General features: G+C 75.9%; 19 protein-coding genes. 7 read left to right on the top strand and 12 right to left on the bottom strand.

Features of this window, described 5'->3' with window-relative positions; translation table 11 throughout:
• The first annotated feature begins 8 nt into the window (after nucleotides 1–8).
• From ACLQ22_RS06990 to ACLQ22_RS06980, 3 genes are all read left to right on the top strand, one after another.
• Nucleotides 9–2720 (top strand): FtsX-like permease family protein, encoded by a 2712-nt coding sequence (locus tag ACLQ22_RS06990; RefSeq protein WP_425691536.1) that lies wholly within the window; start codon nucleotides 9–11, stop codon nucleotides 2718–2720.
• Nucleotides 2721–2722: 2 nt separating this feature from the next.
• Nucleotides 2723–3721 (top strand): ABC transporter ATP-binding protein, encoded by a 999-nt coding sequence (locus ACLQ22_RS06985; protein WP_425691535.1) that lies wholly within the window; start codon nucleotides 2723–2725, stop codon nucleotides 3719–3721.
• A 166-nt stretch (nucleotides 3722–3887) separates the two neighbouring features.
• Nucleotides 3888–4628 (top strand): ABC transporter ATP-binding protein, encoded by a 741-nt coding sequence (locus ACLQ22_RS06980; RefSeq protein WP_425691534.1) that lies wholly within the window; start codon nucleotides 3888–3890, stop codon nucleotides 4626–4628.
• A gap of 556 nt (nucleotides 4629–5184) precedes the next feature.
• On the opposite strand, the gene ACLQ22_RS06975 is transcribed toward ACLQ22_RS06980, so the two are convergent.
• On the bottom strand, nucleotides 5185–5637 hold the full coding sequence (locus tag ACLQ22_RS06975; RefSeq protein ID WP_425691533.1) for a GNAT family N-acetyltransferase: 453 nt from the start codon (nucleotides 5635–5637) through the stop codon (nucleotides 5185–5187).
• A 74-nt stretch (nucleotides 5638–5711) separates the two neighbouring features.
• On the opposite strand from ACLQ22_RS06975, the gene ACLQ22_RS06970 reads away from it, so the two are divergent.
• Nucleotides 5712–6224 carry an ion channel gene (locus ACLQ22_RS06970; protein WP_425691532.1) on the top strand — a complete coding sequence of 171 codons (513 nt, stop codon included), beginning with the start codon at nucleotides 5712–5714 and terminating at the stop codon, nucleotides 6222–6224.
• On the opposite strand, the gene ACLQ22_RS06965 is transcribed toward ACLQ22_RS06970, so the two are convergent.
• Both ACLQ22_RS06965 and ACLQ22_RS06960 read right to left on the bottom strand, forming a co-directional pair.
• Nucleotides 6151–7740: an alpha/beta hydrolase gene (locus tag ACLQ22_RS06965; RefSeq protein ID WP_425691531.1), complete on the bottom strand. Its 1590-nt coding sequence runs from the start codon at nucleotides 7738–7740 to the stop codon at nucleotides 6151–6153. The two genes, ACLQ22_RS06970 and ACLQ22_RS06965, sit on opposite strands and share 74 nt — an antisense overlap.
• Before the next feature lie 32 nt (nucleotides 7741–7772).
• Entirely contained in the window at nucleotides 7773–8885 is a 1113-nt protein-coding gene (locus tag ACLQ22_RS06960) for an ATP-dependent DNA ligase (protein ID WP_425691530.1), read from the bottom strand.
• 135 nt (nucleotides 8886–9020) lie between these two features.
• On the opposite strand from ACLQ22_RS06960, the gene ACLQ22_RS06955 reads away from it, so the two are divergent.
• Both ACLQ22_RS06955 and ACLQ22_RS06950 read left to right on the top strand, forming a co-directional pair.
• Complete coding sequence (locus ACLQ22_RS06955; RefSeq protein WP_121395905.1) at nucleotides 9021–9233, top strand: hypothetical protein; 213 nt, start codon at nucleotides 9021–9023, stop codon at nucleotides 9231–9233.
• A 157-nt stretch (nucleotides 9234–9390) separates the two neighbouring features.
• Nucleotides 9391–9813, top strand: a complete 423-nt coding sequence (locus ACLQ22_RS06950; protein ID WP_425691529.1) for an SRPBCC family protein — start codon at nucleotides 9391–9393, stop codon at nucleotides 9811–9813.
• Here the strand turns inward: ACLQ22_RS06950 and ACLQ22_RS06945 are convergent.
• Nucleotides 9788–10279, bottom strand: a complete 492-nt coding sequence (locus ACLQ22_RS06945) for a GNAT family N-acetyltransferase (RefSeq protein WP_425691528.1) — start codon at nucleotides 10277–10279, stop codon at nucleotides 9788–9790. The two genes, ACLQ22_RS06950 and ACLQ22_RS06945, sit on opposite strands and share 26 nt — an antisense overlap.
• Nucleotides 10280–10364: 85 nt before the next feature.
• On the opposite strand from ACLQ22_RS06945, the gene ACLQ22_RS06940 reads away from it, so the two are divergent.
• Nucleotides 10365–10868 (top strand): DUF1990 family protein, encoded by a 504-nt coding sequence (locus ACLQ22_RS06940; RefSeq protein ID WP_425691527.1) that lies wholly within the window; start codon nucleotides 10365–10367, stop codon nucleotides 10866–10868.
• A 111-nt stretch (nucleotides 10869–10979) separates the two neighbouring features.
• On the opposite strand, the gene ACLQ22_RS06935 is transcribed toward ACLQ22_RS06940, so the two are convergent.
• The 8 genes from ACLQ22_RS06935 to ACLQ22_RS06900 form a co-directional block, all read right to left on the bottom strand.
• Nucleotides 10980–11900 carry a DNA-3-methyladenine glycosylase family protein gene (locus ACLQ22_RS06935; RefSeq protein WP_425691526.1) on the bottom strand — a complete coding sequence of 307 codons (921 nt, stop codon included), beginning with the start codon at nucleotides 11898–11900 and terminating at the stop codon, nucleotides 10980–10982.
• Between the two features lie 169 nt (nucleotides 11901–12069).
• The gene (locus tag ACLQ22_RS06930) at nucleotides 12070–12699 is read right to left on the bottom strand and encodes a hypothetical protein (RefSeq protein WP_425691525.1); all 630 of its coding nucleotides are present in this window, start codon (nucleotides 12697–12699) and stop codon (nucleotides 12070–12072) included.
• Nucleotides 12700–12920: 221 nt separating this feature from the next.
• A complete protein-coding gene (locus tag ACLQ22_RS06925) occupies nucleotides 12921–13700 on the bottom strand; it encodes an anti-sigma factor family protein (protein ID WP_425691524.1) in 780 nt (259 codons plus the stop codon).
• On the bottom strand, nucleotides 13697–14392 hold the full coding sequence (locus ACLQ22_RS06920; RefSeq protein WP_425691523.1) for a sigma-70 family RNA polymerase sigma factor: 696 nt from the start codon (nucleotides 14390–14392) through the stop codon (nucleotides 13697–13699). The genes ACLQ22_RS06925 and ACLQ22_RS06920 overlap by 4 nt, the downstream gene beginning before the upstream one ends.
• Nucleotides 14393–14570: 178 nt before the next feature.
• Nucleotides 14571–15428: a spermidine synthase gene (locus ACLQ22_RS06915; RefSeq protein WP_425691522.1), complete on the bottom strand. Its 858-nt coding sequence runs from the start codon at nucleotides 15426–15428 to the stop codon at nucleotides 14571–14573.
• Nucleotides 15428–16390, bottom strand: a complete 963-nt coding sequence (locus ACLQ22_RS06910; RefSeq protein ID WP_425691521.1) for a hypothetical protein — start codon at nucleotides 16388–16390, stop codon at nucleotides 15428–15430. The genes ACLQ22_RS06915 and ACLQ22_RS06910 overlap by 1 nt, the downstream gene beginning before the upstream one ends.
• A 37-nt stretch (nucleotides 16391–16427) precedes the next feature.
• Nucleotides 16428–18902: an AAA family ATPase gene (locus ACLQ22_RS06905; RefSeq protein ID WP_425691520.1), complete on the bottom strand. Its 2475-nt coding sequence runs from the start codon at nucleotides 18900–18902 to the stop codon at nucleotides 16428–16430.
• Nucleotides 18902–20050, bottom strand: a complete 1149-nt coding sequence (locus ACLQ22_RS06900; RefSeq protein WP_425691519.1) for an exonuclease SbcCD subunit D — start codon at nucleotides 20048–20050, stop codon at nucleotides 18902–18904. Before ACLQ22_RS06900 ends, ACLQ22_RS06905 begins: the two co-directional genes overlap by 1 nt.
• Nucleotides 20051–20128: the final 78 nt, after the last annotated feature.

The raw sequence follows: 20128 nt of genomic DNA, 5'->3' as shown, positions 1-20128 counted from the left end.
GACGGGGCGTGGTGAGCATCGGGGCGGTCGTCCGCCGGGTCCGGGCGTACGGCGGGCAGTTCCTGCTCCTCGCGGCGCTGACGCTGGTCGCCACGCTGGTGATCAGCGGGGTGCCCAGGATCGTCAACGGCCACGCCCAGGAAGGCCTGGAGGCCCACCTGGGTGCCGTGCCGCCGCAGCAGCGGGACGTGACGTACTCGTCCGGGCCGCTCGCCGCGGCGGACAACGGCACCTCCGTGGTGGCCGCGCACGAGGGCGACCTGGCGGCGATCGAGGGCGCGATGCCGCCGGTCGTCCGGCGGATGGTCGAGCAGCGGTGGTACGCCGGGGAGACCCCGGCCAGCCTGGTGCGGGGCCCGGACCTGGCGGCGAAGAACCTCCTGGTCCACCTCGGCCTGCGGTCCGTGACCGGGATCGAGGAGGCCGGCACGCTGGTCGAGGGGCGCTGGCCGGCCGACACGCCGAAGGACCAGCCGGTGCAGGTGGCGCTGGCCGCGGACGTCGCCGGCAAGCTGAACCTGCGGCTCAACAGCCGGCTCACCCTCGCCGCGCCGGAGCCGCTCACCGCCGACTCCCCGCCCCCCACCCGGATCACCGTGGTCGGCCTCTTCCAGCCCCGTGACGCCGCCGACGGGTTCTGGGACGGGCTGCCGCCGCTGCTGCGCATCGTCGAGCCGGTGGGGGACGGCCAACCCTTCATCGCCGTCGGTGTCGTCGACGGCGCCGCGCTGAACCGCCAGGCCGTCGCCGGCTGGCCGCTGACGTTCAGCTGGCGCTACCGCCTGGGCGCCGACGGCGTCGACGCCCGCGAGCTGGACCAGGTGATCGACGGCCTCCAGCAGATGACCCGGGAGGCGGGCGGCCGCAACCTCGTCCAGGGGTTGGACATCCCGCTGCGGCAGTTCTCCGCCGAGGTGGACAGCGCGCGGACGGTGCTCGGGGTCATCGCCGCGGGCGTACTGGCCACGCTGACCGGGCTCGTCGTGCTGGCCGCCGGGCTGCTGGTGCGCCGCCGCCGCTCGGAGTTCACGCTGCTGCGTGCCCGGGGCGGGGCGGCCACCACGAGCGCGGGCCGCAGCCTGACCGAGGCGCTGCTGGTGGTGCCACCCGCCGGCGCGCTCGGCTGGCTGGTCGGTGGCCTCGCCCCGGGGGCAGCGGGGGAGACCCTGTGGCTCGCCGTCGCCGCGACCGTCCTGGTGGCGTTCGCGCTGCCGGTGGCCACCCTCGCCGCGTCCAGGGGCGGTGCCGGTCGGCGCGACCTGGTCCGGTCGCGCCCCTCCGCGCGTCGCCTCACGGTGGAGGCGGGACTGCTGGTCCTCGCGGGCCTCGCGGTCGTGCTGCTGCGCCGCCGCGGCCTCACCCCCGGGGAGGTCGACCCGCTGCTGGTCTCGGTGCCGGTGCTGCTGGCCGTCGCCGCGGCGGTGGTCGCGATGCGGTTGTACCCGTGGCCGCTGCGGCTGGTCAGCCGGCTCGCGGCCCGGGCCCGGGGCAGCGTCGCCTTCCTGGGCACGGCCCGGGCCGGCCGCTCCGTCGTCGCCGTGCCGCTGGTGGTCGTCGTGCTGGCCATCGCGACCGCGGCGTTCTGCGCGGTGACGGCCGCCGGGATCGAGGCGAGCCGGGACCGGGCCGCCAGCCGGGTGGTCCCCGCCGACGCCCTGATCCTGGGGGACCGGATCGCCCCGGACACGGGCGCCGAGCTGGAGCGGCTGCCGGGGGTCCGCGCCGCGAGCCCCGTGCTGTACGAGGCGGGCCAACGCCTGGCGAAGGACGCGGTCGGCACCGAGACCCGGCTCGGCGGGGTGACTGTCCTCATGGTCGACGGTCCGGCCCTGGCCCGGATCGTCCGCGAGTCCGGCGTCGACGTGACGGTGCCGGCGGCGCTGCTCGCCCCCGCCGGGGGAGGCGGCCCGCTGCCCGCGGTGGTCTCCCCGACGGTCGCCGCCGAGCTGGCCGACGCCGGCCTCGACGGCTCCGCCTTCGTCAGCGCCCAGGGCCAGCGGTACGAGTTCCGGGTCGCCGGGCAGGCGGAGAGCTTTCCGCTGCTGCGCGCCGACAGCAGCCGGTTCGTCGTCCTGCCCTGGCAGTCCCTGCCCCGGCGGGACTACGCCGCCGTGCCGACCGGCTTCCTCGTGGCGGGCGACGACCTGGACGGCGACGCGCTGCGCCGGGCCGGCGACGCGGGGCAGTCCCGCTTCCAGACCGGCGGGGCGGTCACCGGCCGGGAGCGCCCGCGCGGCGTGGAGGTGCTGACCTTCGCGGACACCCGCCGGCAGGTGGGCGAGGGCGGCGCGAACGGGGTGCTCGCCTTCGGCTTCACCGCCGGCGCGGCCGGCGGGACGGCGCTCGGCCTGCTCGCGATCGCCTTCACGGTGCTCGCCGGTGCCCGCGAGCGCGGCCAGGTGCTCTCCCGGCTGCGCACCCTCGGCCTGTCGCGACGCCAGTGGCGCGGGCTGCTGCTGGTGGAGCTGGTTCCGTTGGTGGGCGTCTCGGTGGTGACCGGTGCGTTGGTCGGCACGGCCCTGCCGCTGTTGCTCACCCCGGTGCTCGGACTGTCCGCCTTCACCGACGGCGTCGAGGTCCGGGTCGCGTTCGAGCCCGGCCTGGCGGCCGCGGTCGTCGCGCTCGGTGCGCTCGCCCTCGGCTTCGCGGTCGCCGTCGAGGCCCTGAACAACCGCCGGATGCGCCTCGGCGAGGTGCTCCGGCTCGGAGAGGAGAACTGACAATGACCGCTACCGCGGAGACCACCGCCGTGCCGGACCTGGCCGCCCTGCAACAGCGGGCCGCCCAGCGTGCGGCCGAGCGGGCCGGCGGCCGGGACCGGTTGCGCGGGCACATCGTCTGCGACGGGCTGGTCCGGATCTTCAAGACCGAGGGGGTGGAGGTCGTCGCGTTGCAGGGGCTCGACCTGGTCATCGACCGGGGTGAGCTGGTGGCGATCGTCGGCGCCTCGGGTTCCGGGAAGTCGACACTGCTGAACATCCTCTCCGGGCTGGACACGCCCACCGCCGGCATCGCCCGCGTGGGGGAGTACGACCTGCTCAACCTCTCCACCCGGCGGCGACTGAGCTACCGGCGGAACATGGTCGGATTCGTCTGGCAGCAGACCGGCCGCAACCTGCTGCCGTACCTGACCGCGCTGGAGAACGTCGAGCTGCCCATGCGGCTCGCCGGGCGGCGTGGCGGCCGCCGGGCCCACCGCGAGCGGGCCCGGGAACTGCTCGACATGGTCGGGGTCAGTCACTGCGCCGACCGGCGGCCCGGGCAGCTCAGCGGCGGCGAGCAGCAGCGCTGCGCGGTGGCGGTGGCGGTGGCCAACGATCCCGAGGTCCTCTTCGCCGACGAGCCGACCGGTGAGCTGGACGAGGCGACCGGAGCCGACGTCTTCGCGGCGCTGCGCACCATCAACGCCGAACTCGGCGTCACCATCGTGGTGGTCACCCACGACCACGCCGTGGCCGACCAGGTCCGCCGGACCGTCGCGATCCGCGACGGCCGGACCGCCTCCGAGGTACGCCGGACCGCGCGGATCGGCGCGGACGGCAGCACCGAACTGGTCAGCGAGGAGTACGCCGTGCTCGACCGCAGCGGCCGGATGCAGCTGCCGGCGCCGTTCGTGGACGCGTTGTCGCTGCGCGACCGGGTGCGGCTCAACCTGGAGCCGGACCACGTGGAGGTGCGCCCGGGCGACCGGCCGCGGGACGAGCGGGAGACGCCGCAGTGAGTGGGCGGGTCGTCGTGGCGGTGAGCGGGCGGGAAGCTGCCGCGCCGGGCGGGCGGGAAGCCCGTGCGGTGGGCGGGTGGAAGGCCGTCGCCGTGCGCGGGTGGGGCATCAGTCGGTACCGCGTGGTCGACCCGGTCGACCGCGCCGAGCACAGCGGGGCGGGATCATGAGCGAGCGCGACGTGACGCGGGACGGACGGTCGGGCGGGGCGGTGGCGGGCGCCACGGTCACCGACGAGGTGGTCCGGGTGGAGGGGGTCAGCCGCACGTTCGGTCGCGGCGAGCACGCGGTGCACGCCGTACGGGACGTGTCGTTCTCGGCCGGGCGGGGCGAGCTGGTGGCCGTGCGGGGTCGCTCCGGTGCGGGCAAGACGACCCTGCTGAACCTGGTCGGCGGGCTGGACCGGCCCGACTCGGGCCGGGTGGTGGTCGCCGGGCACGACGTCACCGGCGCCGGTGAGAAGGAGCTGCTGGAGCTGCGCCGCGGCACGGTCGGCTTCGTGTTCCAGACCTTCGGGCTGGTGCCGATCCTGTCCGCCGCCGAGAACGTCGGCGTACCGCTCCGGCTGGCGCGGGTCCCCGCGGCCGAGCGGGAGGAGCGGGTGGCGGTGCTGCTCGAGCTGGTGGGCCTCGGCGGGCACGCGGGCCAGCGCCCGTACGAGCTCTCGGGCGGGCAGCAGCAGCGGGTGGCGGTGGCGCGGGCCCTGGCCAACGAGCCGGACCTGCTGATCGCCGACGAGCCGACCGGTCAACTCGACTCCGAGACCGGCCGGTCGATCATGGACCTGCTCCGGGCGGTCGTGCATGCCCGAGGCATGACCGCGCTGGTCGCCACCCACGATCCGGCCCTGATCGACCTCGCCGACCGCGTCCTCACCCTCCGCGACGGCCACCTCCTCCCCACCTGAAACCACTCCCACCACCCCTCCACGCCTTCCGCCCGCTCGCTGCCCGCCCAGCCCAGCCGTGCCCGCCCTGCCCGCGCCGCCCGCCCCCGTCCGCGTCGCTCGGCCCCACCCGCGTCGCCCCGGCCCCGTCTGCGTCGATCATGCAGTTGTGGTGGGAGTTCCCCGCTACTTCATCCCTTTTGTCTAGCACCACAACCGCGTGATCGACGGGCCGTGGGGCGGCGGGCCGTGGGCCGTGGGCCGTGGGCTGTGGGGCGGCGGGCTGTGGGGCTGTGGGCCGTGGGCTGTGGGGCGGCGGGCTGTGGGGCCGTGGGCTGTGGGCTGTGGGGCGGCGGGCTGTGGGGCTGTGGGCCGTGGGCCGTGGGCTGTGGGGCGGCGGGCTGTGGGGCCGTGGGCCGTGGGCTGTGGGCTGTGGGGCGGCGGGCTGTGGGGCTGCGGGCCGTGGGCGGCGGCCGTAAGGCGGCGGCCGTAAGGCGGCGGCCGTGGGGCGGCGGGCTGTGTGTGGGGGCGACAGGGATGGCGCTGGGCGGGGCGGGAGAGGGGAGCGGGGAGCGGGTTAGAGGGGGAGTTTCATGCCCTCGTGGGAGGGGAGGAAGCCGAGGTTGAGGTAGAAGCGGTGGGCGTCGTGGCGGGTCTTGTCGGTGGTGAGCTGGACCAGGGCGCAGCCACGCTGCTTCGCCTGGTCGACCGCCCAGGTGATCATCTGCCGGCCGAGGCCCCGCCCGCGTAGGTCGGAGCGGACCCGGACCGCCTCGATCAGCTGCCGCTCCGCGCCGTGCCGGCCCAGGCCGGGGATGTAGGTGAGCTGCATGCAACCGAGCAGCTCACCGTCCGCGTCGGCCACGATCAGCTGGTTGCGCGGGTCGGCGTCGATGTCGGCGAACGCCTTCTCGTACCGGGCGTCGACCTCCGTGAAGTCGCGGTTCCTGCCGAGCACGTCGTCGGCGAGCAGGGCGATCACGGCGGGCAGGTCGGCTCGGACGGCCTCGCGGAAGATCACGTCACTCATGCCGCTCAGCGTGGCACAGTGAGCCGGACCGATGGGCGGGCAGCGCTCGCGTACGGGGGGCAACATGACTGTTCATGGACGTCCTGCTGTTGCCGTTCCGGTTGATCTACCGGGGGCTGGTCTGGTTCGCCAACTCGCCCCGTACGTTGATCATTTCCTACCTGCTGATGATCGTGGTGGCCGGCGTGATCTACGGCCATGTGGAGAAGCGCAGCCCGGCGGACGCCGTCTGGTGGGCGGTGGTGACTGCGTCCACCGTCGGCTACGGCGACATCTCCCCGGTGAGCTGGCAGGGCCGTACCCTGGCCGCGCTGCTCATCTCGACCATGGTGCTGCTGGTCATCCCGCTGATCACCGCGCACTTCGCCAGTCAGCTCATCGTCGACGACGACGCCTTCGAGCACGAGGAGCAGGAGCAGCTCAAGGCCGACGTGCGCCGGATGCGGGCGCTGCTGGAGGAGATCGCGGCCCGGCAGGGCATCGACCTGCCCGACCTGCCGCCGGAGCGACCGGTCAGCGGGCCGGGCAGCGCAGCCCTTCCCTGGGCACGACCAGGTCGATCAGGTAGGCGTCGACCGCCCGGGTGACGCAGGAGGTCTGCGGGTACGCGGTGTGCCCCTCGCCCTCCCAGGTGAGCACCCGGCCCACGCCCAGCATCGCGGCCAGCGCCGGGGTCTGCTCGTAGGGCGTCGCGGGGTCGCCGGTGGTGCCCACCACCAGGATCGGCGGCGCCCCGGCGGCCGGGCCGGTCGGGTACGGGTCGCGCCCCCCGGGCCACTCGGCGCAGGAGAGCAGGCCGACGGCCAGGGCCGGCCCGAACAGCGGGTACTTCGCCCGCCACTGCGACTGGAGCTGCCGGATGCGTTCCCGGCTCGGCTTCTGCTCCTCGTCGGCGCAGTTGACCGCCAGGTTGGCGTCGAACATGTTCGAGTAGTGCCCGTCGGAGTCCCGGTCGGCGTACGCGTCGGCGAGGCGGAACACGTCTGCCGGGTCGCCGCCCTCCAGCTTGTCGATGGCGCGGGCCAGCTCCTGCCACCCCGACTCGGTGTAGAGCGACGAGATGATCGCGTAGAAGACCCAGCCCGCGGTCGCCTCCCGGCCGTCGTCGCCGCGCACCGGGGACACCCGCGCCTTCTCGATCGCCGAGGTGACCGCCGCCCGGGCGTCGGGGGCGATCGGGCAGCGCCCGGCGTTGGCCGCGCACCACGTGGTGAAGTTGCCGAAGGCCCGCTCGAAGCCCTTGGCCTGGCCCTCCGAGCCGGCGATCAGGTCCTGCTTCGGGTCGACCGCGCCGTCGAGGACCAGGGCCCGTACCCGCTGCGGGAAGAGCTGGGCGTAGGTGGCCCCGAGCAGGGTGCCGTAGGAGTAGCCGAGATAGGTCAGCTTGTCGTCGCCGACGGCGGCGCGGACCGCGTCCATGTCCCGGGCGGCCTGCTCGGTGCCGTAGAGCGGCAGTTGGTCGCCGTAGCGGTCGCCGCAGCCGCGCCCGATCCGCTGGCTGAGCGCGACGAACCCGTCGAACGACTCCTGGCTCTCCGGGTCGGGGTCGTAGCCGAAGCTGGCGTCCAGGTCGGCGTCGGGGATGCACTTGACCGGGCTGGAACGGGACACCCCGCGCGGGTCGAAGCCGACGATGTCGAACCGGTCGGTGATCGAGGCGGGCAGGCCGCCGAACGCCGGGCCGAAGGAGAGGTAGACGGCCGTGTCCACGCCGGAGCCGCCCGGCCCGCCCGGGTTGATCACCAGCGAGCCGATCCGGTCGCGCTGCTTGGTCGACCGGGCCCGCAGCAGCGCGATCTCGAAGGTCTGCCCGGCGCCCGGCCCGGCGGTGGCCCCGCCGCCCGGGCCCGTGCCCCAGTCGCGCGGCACCTTGATCCGCGCGCACTCGTAGCGGATGTTCGGCGCGCCGCGCCCGACCAGCTCCTCGGCCACCTCCGGGCAGGCCCGCCAGGTGGGCGCCGTGCCCGGGGCGGCGGCCTCGCCGCCGGCCTCCGTCCGAGGGGCGATCGCCGGGATGGTGCAGCCGGCGGCGACCAGCGCGGCGGCGGCCAGCCCGGCGAGGGTGAGCCGGAACCGGCGGATCCGGTCGGGGGTGCGGGTCACGAGCGGGCCTCCGTGTCGGGTCGACGGCCAGGCTACGCCGGACCGTTGGCGGACCCCACGGTCACCGTGGGATCGCCGCGCAGCACCTGGTCCACATCGAACCGTACGGGCCGGTCGAGCTGGTCGTAGCGGCAGGAGCGGGGATCACGGTCGGGCCGCCAGCGGACGAACCGGGCGGTGTGCCGGAACCGGTCGCCCTCCATGGCGTCGTAGCCGACCTCGACCACCAGCTCGGGGCGCAGCGGCTCCCACTCGAGGTTGCGGGCGCCCGTCCAGCGGCTCACCCCGCCGGGGAGGCGCTGGCCGCGTTCGTGGTCGCCGTGCACCCACGGGTGGTCGGCGCCGACGTCACGGTAGGGCTCCAGCTCCTCCAGCAGCTCGGCGCGGCGGGCCATGGTGAACGACGCGCTCACCCCGACGTGGTGCAGGACCCCGTCGTCGTCGTGCAGGCCGAGCAGGAGCGAGCCGACCACCGGGCCGGACTTGTGCCAGCGGAAGCCCGCCACCACCACGTCGGCCGTGCGGGCGTGCTTGACCTTGAACATGAGCCGCTTGCCCGGCTCGTAGGGCAGGTCGGCCGGCTTGGCGATCAGGCCGTCGAGGCCGGCGCCCTCGAAGACGTCGAACCAGCGGTGTGCGGTGTCGACGTCGGTGGTCACCTGGGTGACGTGCACCGGCGGGCGCACCCCGGCCAGCGCCGACTCCAGCCGGGCCCGACGCCGGGGGTAGGGCTCGTCGAGCAGCGTCTCGTCGTCGAGGGCGAGCAGGTCGAAGGCGACGAAGTCGGCCGGGGTCGTCTCGGCCAGCAGCCTGACCCGGGACGCGGCCGGGTGGATGCGCTGGGCGAGCAGCTCGAAGTCGAGCCGGGGCTGCCCACCCGGGCCGTCGCGCCGGATCACGATCAGCTCGCCGTCGACCGCGCACCGCGCGGGCAGCTGGCGGCGGGCCTGCTCGACCACCTCGGGGAAGTATCGGGTCATCGACTTGCCGCCGCGGCTGGCCAGTTCCACCTCGTCGCCGTCGCGGAACACGATGCACCGGAAGCCGTCCCACTTCGGCTCGTAGGTCATCCCGGGCGCGGTGGGGATCCGCGGGACGCTCTTGGCCAGCATCGGCTCGACCGGCGGACTGATCGGCAGCTTCACGGCGACAGTCAACCAGACCGCACCGACAGTCGTGAGGCAGAACACGTTCCGCCAGCGGGCGGCGTGTCCGGCCGCGCGCCGCTCGTGCCGCACCGGGCGAATCACAAAAGCCCAGGTCAGAGCTACCTTCGCGGGGTGTCGGAGTGGGTGTGCGGGTGCTGCGGGCGGTGGCGGGTGAGCGTCGAGCTGATCCGGGGCCGCTACCGGTACCGGCTGGTGCGCCGCTATCCCCGCCAGTTCGGCGGGGGCAAGGACGTGCTCGGCGAGGCCGGCACGGTGGCGGAGCTGGAGGAACTGCTGCGCCGGCGTACCCCCCTCGGGCTGGCCGACCTGCGCGAGGCCGCCTGACCCGGCGGCGGCCGAGCCCGGCGGACACCCCGGCGGCCCGTCGGCCCGCCGGGCCGACGGGGCGGGCCGGCCGGCGGACGCCCCGTCACGATTCCCCAGCCGGCGTCGTCGAGACTGGCAGCGGCGCCGCCGGGCGCCGACACGGGGAGGGGGCGCGATGCGGTTCGAGGCCGGTACGGAGGTGGCCGCCGAGGCGGGACGGGTCTGGGCGGTGCTGGTCGACGTCGAGCGGTGGCCGGAGTGGACGCCCTCGGTGCGGCGGGCGCTACGGGGGGAGGCGGGACCGCTCGCGCTGGGCGCCACCGCCCGGCTGGAGCAGCCGAAGCTGCGACCGGCGGTGTGGCGGGTCACCGAGCTGACCGAGGGCCGGTCGTTCTCGTGGGTGTCGGGCAGCCCGGGGGTGCGCACGCTCGGCGAGCACCGGGTGCTGCCGCTGCCCGACGGGCGCAGCCGCGTCGAGTTGGCCCTCACGCAGTCCGGGCCGCTCGCCGGGCCCGTCGGCTGGCTCTACGGCGACCTGATGCGTCGCTACCTGCGGCTGGAGGCAGACGGGCTCAGGCGTCGCTGCGAGCGGGACTGACCGCCTTCTCCAGCAGGGCGAGCCGGATGCCGTTCGGGTCCGGCCGGTGCCCGACCACCCGGTAGCCGTGCCGCTGGTACAGGCGCAGGTTCTGCGCGCTGTCGGCGCCCGTGAAGAGCGCGAAGCGGCGCACCCGGGCGGCGCAGGCCGCCTCCACCGCGCGCAGCAGCCGCCCGCCGACGCCCCGGCCCTGCTGGTCCGGGGCGACGGAGAGCCGGCCGACGTGCGCGGTGTCGCCGTCGACGTGTGCCCGCACGGAGCCGACCAGCCGGTCGCCGAGCCGGGCGGTGAGCACCGTCGCCGGGCCCGCCAGCGCGGTCCGCACCTCGTCCAGCGTCTCGGTCAGCGGGGGCAGGAACGGGTCGGCGTAGCGCTGGGCCTCGGTGACGTACGCGGCGCGCTGCACGGTGAGGATCTCGCCGGCGTCCGTGACGACGGCGGGGGCGATGCGCGGCTCGATGATCACTCCGACAGCCAACCACAGGCCGCCGGGCGGGCCGCCCGCACCGCCCGTACGCTGGCGGTGTCCCGTCGAGCCGTGGGGGTGCGCCGTGCCGGCACTGACCTATCCGCACGTGGGCGCCACCGAGACCGGCGAGCTGCCGGCCGGCTGGCGGCACGTGCGGCACCGGGTCCGGCTGCCCGACTCCTGCTTCCCGGCGGCCGGGGACGCCGTGCTCGGCTGGCGCCTGCACCGGGCGGCCGGCATCCGGATCGACGCCGCCGCCGAGCGGGCCGCGCCCGGGGTCCGGGTGGTCTCCGGGCTGGGCGTCGGCCCGCTGCGGCTGGCCGCGCCCTGCGAGGTGGTCTGGGCCGTCGACGACGGGCGGCGGGCCGGCTTCGGGTACGGCACGCTGCCCGGGCACCCGGCGCGCGGCGAGGAGGCGTTCGTGGTCAGCCGCGACGCCGCCGGCCACGTCTGGTTCGAGGTGGTCGCGTTCAGCCGGCCGGACCGCTGGGTCATGCGCGCCGCCGGGCCCGCCGGCCGGGCCTTCCAGCGGGCGTACGCCCGGTGGCTCGGCCGCACCCTGCGCCGCCTCTGCGCGCGCCCCTGACCCGCACCGTCGCCGGCCGTCGTCGCGGCCCGCCACGACGACCCGCATGCCGGCCGTCACCGCGTTGTGCAGCGGCGGCACCCCGGCGCGCAGCCCGACGGGCGGGACCGGTCAGAACCGGGCAAAGGAGCGGATCGGCATCCGCGGGCCGTACTTCGGCGCCTGCACGCCACCGGCCGCCAGCAGCACGCAGACCCGCCCCCGGTGCCCCCGGAACGGCTCCAGCAGGGCCAGCATCCGGGCGTCGTCGCCGCGCGGCTCGCCCGCCAGGGCCCAGGCCACCGTGTTCGGCACGTGGAAGTCGCCGACGCTGACCGCGTCCGGGTCCCCGTACGCGACGCGCACCACCTCGGCGGCGGTCCACGGGCCGATGCCGGCGACGGCGGTCAGCCGGCGGGTGGCCTCGGCGGAGTCCGCGCAGCGCTCCAGCCGGTCGGCGACGGCCGCCGCGCGGCGCAGCGTCTCGGCCCGGCGCTGCTCCACGCCGAACGGGTGGAACACCCAGTACGGGGTGGCGGCCACCGCCGCCGGGTCCGGCGGCAGCAGCAGCGGCTGCATCGGCCCGGGCGCCGCCTCGGCGAAGTGCCGCACCGTCGCCGCGTACGCCCGGTACGCCTCCTTGCCGGTCACCTTCTGCTCGAAGACCGCCCGCAGCAGCCGGGGGAAGACCTGCCCGGTGGCCGGCATGCGCAGCCCCCGGTGCTGGGCCGCGAGCCGCGCCACCACGGGGTGGGCGGCGGCGAGCGCCGCGAACCCGCCCACGTCGTCCCGGAGCCCGGCGACCGCGTCCGCCGACTCCACCACCCGGTCGGCCCCGGGACCGTAGCCCTCGGCGAGCAGGGCGCCGCCGGCCGGCCGCAGGGCGAGGGTGGCCGGACCGTCCGGGGTGCGGGCGGCCCACCAGAAGGTGCCGGCCGCGACGCGCGCGCAGGGGTCGTACGGGCTGAAGGTCAACGCCTGGACCGACGCGGCCAACCGGTACCCGGCGGGCGGGCGCAGCTCCCGACGCGCGGTGGGTTCGGTCCCGGTCACCCGCACATGCTGTCACGTCCCCGCCCCGTGACCGGCGACACCGCCGGGCGCGGGGCGGTCCGGCGGTGTCGCCGGTCCGATGTCCTGGCCGGTCCGGCGTCGTGGGCCGGTCACGAAGCGGGCACCGGCCGCGCCCTCCCCGGTCACGACCGGCCACCGGGTCCGGTGGTCAGTACGAGTAGTTCGAGTCGCCCTGCCCGGCCTTCTCGTCGGACGGCGGGGCGACCGGTTTCGGGGTGCCCGTCGGCAGGCAGCTGAGGTTCTTCTTGCCGTCCGGGGCCACCACGAACCAGGTGCCTCCGACGCCCTGGCCCTTCCACTGGCCGGGCTTCCTGTCCCCGACGTAGCGGTAGAGCGGCCAGCCGTCGAGGGTGAGCTGCCGCCTGCCGTCCTGGCGGGTGACGGTGCCGACCTTGTCGTCGGAGACGCCGTTGAGCTCCGGGTTGCCGTCGGTCAGCGCCGGGGGCCACACCTGCGCGCACTTGTCGACACAGTTCGACGAGGGCGGGTCGTTGGTGTCCTTGTCGAAGCGGTAGAGGATCCACCCGTCCTGGTCGGTGACCACGCTGCCCATCCGGGCGACCCTCCGGCCGTTCAGCTCCTCGGTCAGGTCCGCGTCGGCGGGCGGCGCGGCCGGGGACGGCGAGGCCTCCGGCCCGGGCGCCGCGGTGGACTCGGCGGCGGTCACGGCGACCGGCTCGGCCGCGCCCGGGTTCGCCCCCTCGTAACCCGCGGGAGCGCAGGCCGTCAACGCGACCATCGCGCTCGCGACGATGACGGTTCGCTTCATCTGTGCCACGTGCCCTCCTCGTTTATGGCGTCGTTCACCGGTTGATACGGAGGGGGCGTTGTCAAGGTTTAATTCGTAACCGTGGTCGATGTCACGGAAAACCGTTGAACCGAAAGGGCCCGGAATCCGTTTCCCGCGACGAGACGCAATTGCGCCGATACGATTCCGGAAACGGCACACGGGATCGGCGCCGGTCGTCGTACTGGCCGGCGCCGATCCCGCAGCGGGTGCTACATCTGCACCGTGACCAGCGGGCTCGCCACCCCGCCGGCGTCCACCGACTGCACCTGGAACTGCTTGATGTCATCGAGCCGCGTCGACGTCGACGCCGACAGGCTCAGCTTGTCGGGGCGGGCGTTGGTGCCGTACCCGGTGCCGGGCACCGACCACGTGGAGATCACCTCGGTGCTGTTGTTCTTCCGCACCACGACGAGCCGGCACGTCCGGGGCCCGGGCAGCTTGGCGAGGATGAAGTCCACACCCGTGCCGAAGTCCTTCGACACGACGAAGAAGGTCGCCTCGACGCCGGTGGTCGCGTCGACGACGTTGACCGGGTCGCCCTCCGGCAACGTCCCGCCGATGTCCGGGTCGTTCGGATCGCTGGAACGGCTGGCCGTCGGCGGGACGACCGGCGCGGTGGCGGTCGGCTCGGCCACCACCTCGGGGGCGCTGTCGCCGGCGATGCTGGCGAAGCCGAGCCCGGTCGCGCCACCGAGGACCAGCACCGCCGCCGCCGTGGCGAGCAGCTGCCGGAACCGGTTGCGCCGCCGGTGGGCGCGGACCGCGACCAGCGTCCGGTCCAGCAGGGCCGGGTCGGTGCGGGTCTGCTCCAGCGCGGCCATCGTCTCGCCGTCGATGTCGGAGAGCAGGCCCACGACCGGCACCATCGTCTCCAGCTCGGCGGCGCACGCCCAGCAGGTGGCGAGGTGCTCCTCGAACCGTTCCGTGTCGCGCTCGTCCAGCACGCCGAGCGCGTACGCCGCGACGTCCATGTGGTCCGCCCGGCTCATTCCGTCACCCCCCGTTCCTGCAGAGCCGTGCGCAGCGCGCGCAGCGCGTAGTAGACCCGCGACTTGGCGGTGCCGAGCGGAAGGCCCAGCTCCTCGGCCGCCTCCGGCACCGTCCGACCCCGGAAGTACGTGGCCACCAGGATCTCCCGGTGCGACTGGCTCAGCGTACGCAGCGCGTCCGCCACCGTCATCGTGCGCAGCACCCGGTCGGTGCTGTCCGCCTCGGCGAACGCGGTCAGGTCCCGGTCGTACGTCTCGGCCGGCCGGGCCTGCTCGCTGCGGTGCTCGTCGATGGCGATCCGCCGGGCCACCGTGACCAGCCACGGTCGCAGCGAGCCCTGCCCCTGCACACCCAGCCGGTGCGCGTTGCGCCACGCCCGCAGCAGCGTCTCCTGGACGATGTCCTCCGCCCGCTGCCGGTCGCCGCCGGTGAGCCGCATGACGAACGCCAGCAGCGGCCCGGCGTGCTCGGCGTAGAGCAGCCGGATCAGCCGATCCGAGTGACCCGCCTCGGTGGACGGTGCCGCCTGGTGGCGCCCCGGGGCGGATTTCGGCGTCACCGGCCCATTCTGGCGAGGCGTCTGGCGGGCGTCGACCCCGCGTGCCGCCGCGCCCGGCCGGGACTGGGACCGCGCGGACATCCAGTCCGGTCGCGCCCTGTCGCCGTGCCAACCGGCCGCCACCGCGTGCATGCAGACCTCCGGGTGTCCGAGGACATCGGCCGCCTCCCACGGGCACGGCCGCCCGTTGGTACGCAGCGCCCGGACGAACGGATCAACGGCGCGCGGAAAAGATTCCGCTTCCGCACCCGCCGCGCCGGTCGCCGGCGCGCCTACCCCGTTCGACGGCGCGCGGAGCAGGAGACTCCGTTCAACGGCGCACGGAGAAGATCCCGGGCGGCGGCGGGGTCGAGTCGGTGGCGTCGGCGTCGCGGACGACCGGTGCCCCGCTCGCGAAGCGGTCGAGTTCCTCGCCGGCCAGCACCCGGCCGGGGAACCAGTCACCGGCGGCGCGCCGGGTCAGCTCCGGCACCGGCGGCTCGACGCGGCCGGCCACCAGCACCAGGTTGCCGTACCGCCGCCCGCGCAGCACCGCCGCGTCGCCGACCAGGCAGGCCCGGGGCAGCACCGACCGGACCGTGGCGACCTGCCCCCGGGCGTGGCGCAGCGGCGGGCCGTCGGCCACGTTGGCCAGGTGGAACCCGGTGGGCCGCAGCACCCGGGCCACCTCGGCGGCGTACTCCGCCGAGGTCAGGTGGGCCGGGGTGCGGGCACCGGCGAAGACGTCGGCCACCACGACGTCGTAGCTGGCGTCCCGGCTGGCGGCGAGCACCGCGCGGGCGTCGGCCACCCGTACCTTGAGCCGGGGATCCGGCTGCCACGGCAGGGCCTGCCGGACCAGCTCCACCAGCGCGCCGTCCACCTCGACCACGCGCTGGGTGGAGCCGGGCCGGGTGGCCGACACGTAGCGGGGCAGGGTCAGCGCGCCGCCGCCGAGGTGCAGCACCCGCAGCGGCGCGCCGGCCGGCGCCACCAGGTCGATCGCGGCGGCGAGCCGCCGGACGTACTCGAACTCCAGGTGCGTGGGATCGGCCAGGTCCACGTGCGACTGCGGGGCGCCGTCCAGCAGCAGCGTCCACGACCCCGGCCGGTCCGGATCGGGCACCAGCTCGGCCTGGCCGGTGTCCACCCGCGCGGCCACGGTGTCGGCCGCCCGCTTGCGGCCCATCAGCGCCTGCCCCGGGCGGCGGCGGTGAGCACCCGGTGCAGCAGCCGCGCGTCGCCGAGCAGCGCCCGCAGCCGGCGCTCCAGGCCGGCGATCGGGATCAGGTTCTGCGGCGCGCGCGGGTCCTTGTAGGGGGTGGAGGCGAACCGGGGCAGCGTGACCAGCGACAGGTCGGCCAAACCCACCGCCTCGTCCACGCTCAGCTCGGCGGAGCACTCCATCCGGACGATGCCCGCCCACGGCGCGCCGAGGGCCACCGGCAGCCGCAGATACCACGACCAGCCGCCCCAGGCCGTGCCGAGCTTGAACACCGGGGAGCGCTCGCCGGCCGCCAACCCGGTGACCACGGCGGTCAGCCGGGCGTCCAGGTACTGGCTGTGCTGCGTCTTGATGTAGCCGACCGTGCGCGGCAGCTGCCGCCGGTTGCGCAGCGGGCCGTCGACCACCAGCAGGTCGCCGTCCGTGCGGGCCGCCCCCGAGACCTCCACCTCGAGCGCGGTCAGCGGCCCCTGCACGGCGGCCGGGAGCTTGTTCAGCTCGCCCGTGCCGCTGACCCGGTGCACCGGGTAGCGGACGCTGCCGGCCACCACGTCCACCGCCGAGGGGCTGGCGGTGAACAGCCCCCGACCGACCCGCGCGCCGGCCAGCTGCGCCGCGCCGCGCTCCAGGTCGCACCGGACCACCCCCGCGGCGTACGACGCGGCCAGGCCGGGGAAGGACGCCCCGTCCTCCTCCGCCGTCCACACGCTCGCGTCGATCCGGCGCACCCCGTCGACGAGCAGCACCACGTCGGGGGCCCGTACGCCGGGACGCGGCCCGATCGCCCGCCAGTCGACCGCCGGCAGCTCGGCGTCCGGGTCGACCTGGGCGCTGCTCGGCGCGGCGGGACCGCCGCCGCCCGCCGCCTCGAACGAGGCGCCGTACGCCGGATCCCACGCGTCGACGAAGAACCGGGGATCGGTCACCGCAGCGGACCTCCCGTCGCGCGCGCCGGGGCCCCGCTCACCGGCCGGTCCGTTCCACGCGCGCCGACCGGGCGTCCTTGCTGACCTCGAAGCGGACCGGGATGCGTTCGGCCAGGGCCGGCACGTGGGTGACCACCCCCACCATCCGGTCGCCCCGGGCGGCCAGGTTCTCCAGCGTGGCGGCCACCGTGTCGAGGGTGGCCGCGTCGAGCGTGCCGAAGCCCTCGTCCAGCACGATCGACTCCAGGCTCGCCGCCGTCGTGGACATTCCGGCGAGCTGCTCGGAGAGCGCCAGCGCCAGCGCCAGCGACGCCTGGAACGTCTCGCCGCCCGAGAGGGTGCGCACGCCCCGGCGCAGCCCCGCGTCGTGGTGGTCGACCACGAAGAACTCGCCCTTGTCGTGCACCAGGTCGTACTGCCCGCCGGAGAGCTCCCGCAGGATGCCCGAGGCGCCGTCGACCAGCAGGTCCAACGCCTCGGCGAGCAGCCACCGCTCGAAGTTGTTGGCCCGCAGGTGCCCCGCGAGGGCCCGCGCCACCTGCGCCTCGCGCTCGTAGCCGGCTCGCTGCTCGCGCAGGTCACCCGCCTGCTCCCGGCGCCGCTCCAGCTCGCGCAGGTCGGCCTCGGCCCGCTCCAGGGCGCGGTCGGTGGCGCGTAGCGGATCGTCGGCGGGCGGCAGCCCGGCGGTGGCGAGGACGCCCGCGATGCGCTCGCCGACGCCGGCGGCCACCGCCTCGGCCTGCGTCACCGCCGCGGCCCGCCCGGCCCGCTCCGCGCGGCGGCGCGCCGCCTCCTCGCCGGCCCACCCGGTCAGGGCGGCCCACGCGGCGCCCAGGTCCTCCCGGTCCGCCGACGGCGGCCCGAACCGGGCCAGCCCGTCGCGGGCCGCGTCGAACGCCCGCCAGGTCGCCCGCAGCCGCTCCTCGGCGGCGTCCACCGCCGCCCGGGCCCGCCGGGCGGCGTCCCGGCCGGCCCGCACCGCCGCCGCCGACTCCTCCAGCGCCCGGCGCAGCCGCGCGTGCTCGTCCAGCTCGCGGCGCAGCACCGCCGGCTCGGCCGCCCCGGCCAGCTGGTCGTCCAGCTCGGCCAGGCGGGCCTGCACCTGGTCCTGTCGGGCCCGCGCGCGCAGCAGCACCCGCTCCAGCTCCCGGGCCGCGCCGTCGCGCTCCTGCACCACCGCCTGGGCGGCCTTGCTGGCGGCCCGCGCCGCCCGTCCCGCCGCCGTCGCGGCGGCCACCGCCGAGTCGGCCGGCACCGCCGGCACCGCCGCGACGGTCTGCTCGCAGACCGGGCAGGTGGCCCCGTCGCGCAGGTGCGCGCGCAACGCCACCGCCTGGTCGGTCGCCTTCGCCTCCTCGTGGGCGCGGAACGCCGCCTCCAGCTCCGCCTCGGCCCGCTCGGCCGCCGCCCGCGCCTCGGCCAGCGCCGCCACCGCCGCGCCGTGTTCGGCCTGCGCCCCGGTCACCGCCGCGCGCACCGCCGCCGCCTCGCCGGCCAGCTTCTCCCGATCGTTGTACGCCCGCAGCAGCAGCCGCAGCGCGCTCTCGTCGCCGGCGGCGGCCAGCTCGCCGCGCAGCTTCTCCTCCCGCTCCTCGGCCAGCGACACCGCCGTCGCCGCCTCGTCCGCGCCGGCCCGCGCCGAGGCGACCGCCCGGGCCACCTCCGCCACCCCGTCCGGCGCGCGCACGGCGGCCAGCACCGCCAGGTCGGCGTCGAGGGCCGCCAGGGCCGCGCCCGCCTCCCGCGCCGTCGCCCGGGCCGCCTCCAGCTCCGGTACGGCGCTCGCCACCGCCCCGGCCAGCTCCCGCATCCGGTCGACCCGCCCGGTCGCCGCCTCCAGTGCGGCGTCGTCGACGTCGGTGAGCCCGGCGAGGGCCTGGTCGACCGCCTCCAGCTTCGCCTCGGCCTGCGCGGCCCGCGCGGTCGCCCGCTTCTGCACGTCCTCGTAGACGCCGAGGCCGAGCAGGTTGACCAGGATCTGCTGCCGGGTCGCCGGCTTGGCGTGCAGGAAGTCCGCGAACTGCCCCTGCGGCAACACCACGCAGCTGGTGAACTGCTCGTACGGCAGCCCGACCGCCTCCAGCACCGCCTGCTCCATCTCGGCGGGGGTGCCGGCCACCGCCTCGCCGAGGTCGTCCGGGCTCAACCCGGTGTCGAGCTTGGTCACGTCGAAGCCGGCCGGCATCAGCTGCAACCCGGCGTTGGCTGTCTTGACGTTGCCCCGACCGTCCCGGCGGACCACCCGCGTCGCCACGTAGCGGGAACCGGCGGACTCGAAGACCAGCCGGACCCGCGCCTCGGTGGCCGACGGGGCCAGGGCGTTGGACAGGCCCCGGGCCCCACCCCAGCGGGGCACCGTGCCGTAGAGGGCGAAACAGATGGCGTCCAGCACCGTCGACTTGCCGGAGCCGGTCGGCCCCACCAGCGCGAAGAAGTCGGCGTCGGTGAAGTCGACAGTGGTCTCGTCGCGGAAGACGGTGAAGCCCGCCATGTCCAGCCGCATCGGCCGCATCAGTGATCGACCTCCTCGAAGAGCTCGTCGAAGAGATCCCGCACCCCGTCGTCGGTGTGCCCCCGGCTGTCCAGGTAGTCGGCGAAGAGCTGCCGGGGCGAGCGGCCCGCCCGCTGCGCCGTCCGGGCGCCGCTGCCCGGGGCGGGCACCAGCTCCGGGTCGATCCGGATCTCCAGGGCTCCGGGGAGCAGTTCCTGCACCTCCTCGCGCAGCCCGGCGCGCGGCTGCTCCCGGACGAACACCCGCAGCCAGGCGTCCGGCACCTGCATCTCGGCGAGCTGGGCCAGGGTGCCCCGGACCGTGCGCAGCGTGGTGGCGGCGGTCACCGGCACCTCCCGCACCTGCGCCGCCGTGGTCGCGGTGACCTCGACGACGGTCACCGACGGCACGTTCTCCTGCTCGCCGAAGTCGACCGCCAGCGGGCTGCCGCTGTAGCGGATCGGGCAGGGGCCCTGCACCCGCTGCGAGCGGTGCAGGTGACCCAGCGCCACGTAGTGCGCGGTGCCCGGGAACACGGTTGCCGGCACCGCGTAGCCCAGCACGGTGTGCGCGTCGCGCTCCCCGCCGCCGGTGGTCGCGCCCACCACGGTCAGGTGGGCGGTGACCAGGTGCACCCGGTCCGGTTCGGTGAAGCTCTCGGTCAGCCGGCCCAGCACCCGGCCCAGGTGGTCGGCGTACGTCTGGGTGGTCTCGGCGGCGGTCAGCTCGTACATCTCCACGGCGCGGATGGCGTAGCGCTGGGAGAGGAACGGCAGCGCGGCCAGCCGCCAGCGCTCACCGCCGGCGGTGGTGCCGTCGATGACGTGCTCGTCCGGGTTGTCCCGGACCCCGCCGCGCAGGGTGATGCCGGCGGCCTCGGCCCAGGGCCGCAGCGCGTCGAGGGCCTGGCCGTTGTCGTGGTTGCCGCCGATGGCCACCACGTCGGCGCCGGTGCGGCGCAGCGCGGTCAGGGCCCGGGTGACCAGCCGGGTGGCCTCGGGCGTCGGGGCGGCGGTGTCGTAGAGGTCACCGGCGACGATGACCAGGTCGGGCGCCTCGGCGCGGGCGACGTCGATCACGCCGGCCAGGACCCGCTTGTGCTCCTCGGCCCGCGACTGCCCCTTGAGGACCTTGCCGACGTGCCAGTCGGAGGTGTGCAGGATCTTCACGGTGCCAGCCTTTCGTTCGCGACTGCGGGGCTCGCAAGCTCACTCCTCGCGCTCACCAGTGCCAGCCTTTCGTTCGCG

The sequence above is a fragment of the Micromonospora sp. DT178 genome (genome assembly GCF_049841695.1).
In the GTDB taxonomy this organism is placed as follows: Bacteria; Actinomycetota; Actinomycetes; order Mycobacteriales; family Micromonosporaceae; genus Micromonospora.
This window is presented reverse-complemented; position numbering and strand designations above follow the sequence as displayed.

Excerpts from the sequence above, each read along its gene's own strand:
- ACLQ22_RS06985 (WP_425691535.1), top strand. The coding sequence starts at position 2,723 with ATGACCGCTACCGCGGAGACCACCGCCGTGCCGGACCTGGCCGCCCTG.
- ACLQ22_RS06980 (WP_425691534.1), top strand. The coding sequence starts at position 3,888 with ATGAGCGAGCGCGACGTGACGCGGGACGGACGGTCGGGCGGGGCGGTG.
- ACLQ22_RS06975 (WP_425691533.1), bottom strand. The coding sequence starts at position 5,637 with ATGAGTGACGTGATCTTCCGCGAGGCCGTCCGAGCCGACCTGCCCGCC.
- ACLQ22_RS06970 (WP_425691532.1), top strand. The coding sequence starts at position 5,712 with ATGGACGTCCTGCTGTTGCCGTTCCGGTTGATCTACCGGGGGCTGGTC.
- ACLQ22_RS06950 (WP_425691529.1), top strand. The coding sequence starts at position 9,391 with ATGCGGTTCGAGGCCGGTACGGAGGTGGCCGCCGAGGCGGGACGGGTC.
- ACLQ22_RS06925 (WP_425691524.1), bottom strand. The coding sequence starts at position 13,700 with ATGAGCCGGGCGGACCACATGGACGTCGCGGCGTACGCGCTCGGCGTG.
- ACLQ22_RS06920 (WP_425691523.1), bottom strand. The coding sequence starts at position 14,392 with ATGCACGCGGTGGCGGCCGGTTGGCACGGCGACAGGGCGCGACCGGAC.
- ACLQ22_RS06915 (WP_425691522.1), bottom strand. The coding sequence starts at position 15,428 with ATGGGCCGCAAGCGGGCGGCCGACACCGTGGCCGCGCGGGTGGACACC.
- ACLQ22_RS06905 (WP_425691520.1), bottom strand. The coding sequence starts at position 18,902 with ATGCGGCCGATGCGGCTGGACATGGCGGGCTTCACCGTCTTCCGCGAC.